Annotated in this window: 4 protein-coding genes; 2 read left to right on the top strand and 2 right to left on the bottom strand. The window is 68.9% G+C overall.

From position 1 onward, the window contains the following. Positions 1–79: 79 nt before the first annotated feature. Together FPV26_RS12465 and FPV26_RS12470 are read right to left on the bottom strand one after the other, a co-directional pair. Complete coding sequence (locus FPV26_RS12465) at positions 80–325, bottom strand: hypothetical protein (protein ID WP_123770449.1); 246 nt, start codon at positions 323–325, stop codon at positions 80–82. Positions 326–418: 93 nt separating this feature from the next. Further along, on the bottom strand, positions 419–685 hold the full coding sequence (locus FPV26_RS12470; RefSeq protein ID WP_123770450.1) for a hypothetical protein: 267 nt from the start codon (positions 683–685) through the stop codon (positions 419–421). 120 nt (positions 686–805) lie between these two features. Between FPV26_RS12470 and FPV26_RS12475 the strand changes: the two genes are divergently transcribed. Further along, positions 806–1,336 (top strand): elements of external origin, encoded by a 531-nt coding sequence (locus FPV26_RS12475; RefSeq protein ID WP_147654197.1) that lies wholly within the window; start codon positions 806–808, stop codon positions 1,334–1,336. Beyond that, positions 1,336–2,680: phage terminase large subunit family protein (locus FPV26_RS12480; RefSeq protein ID WP_147654198.1), on the top strand; the 1,345-nt coding region annotated here is incomplete at its 3' end. The genes FPV26_RS12475 and FPV26_RS12480, both read left to right, overlap by 1 nt.

The raw sequence follows: 2,680 nt of genomic DNA on the forward strand, positions 1-2,680 counted from the left end.
GGCCAGGATCGCGTGCTGGGCGGGGGTCAGGGTGATGGTGCTCATGGTCTGCTCCTGGATAGGGATGGATCGGCGCGAGTCAGTCTTCCCAGAGGTGCTCGCCATCGAGGCTGATCCACAGGCGCGCATCGCGCGCGGTGGCCATCTCGCGCACCGCCAAGCCGGTTTTGAGGTGGGTGCCGGTCTTGCCGGTGAAGTCGTAACGCTGGCCGTCGTGCATCACGGTCGTTGGGCCTTGCTCGTCGAACTCGATTCGGATCAGGCGGGTGCCGAGGGCGTTGCCGTTGGTGTCGGTGACCTGGGGTTGGCGGATGCGCAGGGTCATGGTCTGCTCCTTGGTGCGTGGTGATCGGGTGAGGTGATGAACGCGCTGTTCGCGTGAGAAGCCAAGCGTTCTTGCTTGGCTTCGCATTGCTCGTCAGACCTTGCGCAACACCGCGATGCCGGCCTGCGCCAGTTCGAGCGCGGCGGCGTGGAAGGCCATCTCGCCGACCCAGGGCGCAGCCCTTGCGTCGTCAAACAAGCGGTCGATGACCGGCCGGGCCTTGGCGCGCATCGCGGCGCAGGCGGCTTCGAGCTCGTCGCGGCTGGCGGCGGCCACCTCCTTGCGGCAAGTGCGCACCAGCACGGTCAGGGCGGCCTCGGCGAGCTTGGTGGCGAGAAGGTCGGGGATGTGGGGGTTCATCGGGCGTCCTTTCGGTCGGGTGGTTCGGGGTGACGTGATGAACGCGCTTCTCGCCCGTGAAGCCAAGCGTTTTCTGCGGGTGTTGGCCAAGAACTGACGATGACTTGATCGAAGAGGGCCATGGGCATCTCGATTCGCGCCTACGCCCGCCACCGTGGGGTATCGGACACCGCCGTGCACAAGGCCATCCGCACCGGGCGCATCACGCCCGAGGCGGACGGCACCATCGACCCAGACCGGGCCGACCGCGACTGGACCCGGAACTCCGAGCCGCCGAAGGCGGGAACGGGCTCCCGGACCGTGAAGGTGCGGGTGGCGGGGGATCCGGCCCCCAACCTCGCCACCGGCCTGCCCGCAGGCGGCACCACGCTCGTGCAGGCGCGCACGGTCAACGAGGTGGTCAAGGCGCAGACCAACAAGGTGCGGCTGGCCCGCCTCAAGGGCGAACTGGTCGATCGCCACCAGGCCATCGCGCATGTGTTCAAGCTCGCCCGTACGGAGCGCGACGCCTGGCTCAACTGGCCGGCGCGGATCTCGGCGCAGATGGCGGCCCGGCTCGGCGTGGAGGCCCACACCCTGCACGTGGCCCTGGATGCCGCCGTGCGCGAGCACCTCGCCGAGCTCGGGGAACTCAAGGTTCGGGTCGATTGATGGACGAGTTCGCCTATGAGGGCTGGGACGTCATCGAGCGCGCTTGGCGCGAGGGCCTCACGCCGGACCCGCTGCTCACCGTCTCCGAATGGGCCGACCGTCACCGGGTGCTGTCGAGCAAGGCCTCGAGCGAGCCGGGGCGCTGGCGCACCAGCCGCACGCCGTATCTGAAGGCGATCATGGACTGCCTGTCGCCGACCTCGCCCGTCGAGCGCGTGGTGTTCATGAAGGGCGCGCAGGTGGGCGCGACCGAGACCGGCTCGAACTGGATCGGCTACGTGATCCACCACGCCCCCGGGCCGATGATGGCGGTGTGGCCCACCGTGGAGATGGCCAAGCGCAACTCCAAGCAGCGCATCGACCCGCTGGTCGAGGAGTCGCCGGTGCTCTGCGAACTCATCGCTCCGGCGCGTTCGCGCGACTCGGGCAACACCATCCTCGCCAAGGAGTTTCGTGGCGGCGTGCTGGTGATGACCGGCGCGAACAGCGCGGTGGGCCTGCGCTCGATGCCGGTGCGCTATCTCTTTCTCGACGAGGTGGACGCCTACCCGCTCGATGTCGAGGGGGAGGGCGATGCGATCTCGCTCGCTGAGGCGCGCACGCGCACCTTTGCGCGGCGCAAGATCTTCATCGTCTCGACGCCGACGATCGCGGGCGCCTCGGCCATCGAGCGTGAGTACGAGGCCAGCGACCAGCGCCGCTACTTCGTGCCCTGCCCGCATTGCTCGCACCGGCAGTGGCTGCGCTTCGAGCAACTGCGTTGGGAGAAGGGCCGGCCCGAGACGGCGGCGTATGTGTGCGAATCATGCGAGACGGCGATCGCCGAGCACCACAAGACCTGGATGCTGGAGCACGGCGAGTGGCGCGCGACGGCGGAAGGCTCGGGCAAGACGGCGGGGTTTCATCTGTCGTCGCTGTACAGCCCGCTGGGCTGGCGCGCCTGGCGCGAGATCGCCGCCGCGTGGGAAGCCGCCGTCAACAAGGAATCGGGATCGGCCGCTGCCATCAAGACTTTCAAGAACACCGAGCTCGGCGAGACCTGGGTCGAGGAGGGCGAAGCGCCCGACTGGCAACGCCTGCTGGAGCGCCGCGAGGACTATGCCATCGGCACCATTCCCGCCGGCGGGCTCTTGCTCACCGCCGGCGCCGACGTGCAGAAGGACCGCATCGAGGTCTCGGTCTGGGCCTTCGGGCGTGGCAAGGAGGCCTGGCTCATCGAGCACCGGGTGCTGATGGGCGACACCGCACGGGATGCGGTGTGGAAGGCGCTGGGCGGGATGCTCGCCGAGACCTGGACCCATGCCTCGGGCGCGGCCATGCCGCTGGCCCGCTTGGCGCTGGACA

Origin of the sequence: Vulcaniibacterium gelatinicum, assembly GCF_008033445.1 — a bacterium.
Taxonomy (GTDB): domain Bacteria; phylum Pseudomonadota; class Gammaproteobacteria; order Xanthomonadales; family Xanthomonadaceae; genus Vulcaniibacterium_B; species Vulcaniibacterium_B gelatinicum.

Bases quoted from the DNA above. Each gene is read 5' to 3' on its own strand.
- FPV26_RS12465 (WP_123770449.1), bottom strand. From the start codon at position 325: ATGACCCTGCGCATCCGCCAACCCCAGGTCACCGACACCAACGGCAAC.
- FPV26_RS12470 (WP_123770450.1), bottom strand. From the start codon at position 685: ATGAACCCCCACATCCCCGACCTTCTCGCCACCAAGCTCGCCGAGGCC.
- FPV26_RS12475 (WP_147654197.1), top strand. From the start codon at position 806: ATGGGCATCTCGATTCGCGCCTACGCCCGCCACCGTGGGGTATCGGAC.